Raw genomic sequence first — 486 nt, forward strand, 5'->3', positions numbered from 1 at the left:
GAGATCCACTGGGGCGATGAGACCGGACTGCGATCTGACGACGTGCGCGGGCGCAGCTTCGCTCCAATCGGGCAAACGCCGGTGGTACGCATCAACAGCAAGCGCGAGGGGCTGTCGATCATTTCCACGGTCACCAATCGCGGCAAGATGCGCTGGAAGATCTTCGATGGGGCGCTCAACGCCGATATCTTGATCGACTTTCTGCGCCGTCTGGTCAAGGACGCGGACAAGAAGGTGTTCCTGATTCTCGATAACCTGAGGGTGCATCACAGCAAGCCGGTGAAGGCCTGGCTCGCCCGGCACGTCGAGCAAATCGAGGTGTTTTACCTGCCCAGCTACAGCCCGGAACTCAATCCCGACGAGATGGCCAACGCCGATATCAAGCAAGCCGTCACCTCGCGGGCACCGGCTCGCACCAAGCTGCAACTCGTCAAGGCTGCGTCGAGCCATCTGCGCAGTGTCCAGAAACAGCCCGAACGCATTCGA

1 protein-coding gene is annotated in these 486 nt (G+C 60.5%); it reads left to right on the forward strand.

What is annotated here, in order from left to right:
- The coding region (locus tag J8I34_RS34410; RefSeq protein WP_209808631.1) for an IS630 family transposase at window positions 1–486 on the forward strand (486 nt) is incomplete at both ends.

The sequence above is a fragment of the Cupriavidus phytohabitans genome (genome assembly GCF_017815025.1).
In the GTDB taxonomy this organism is placed as follows: Bacteria; Pseudomonadota; Gammaproteobacteria; order Burkholderiales; family Burkholderiaceae; genus Cupriavidus.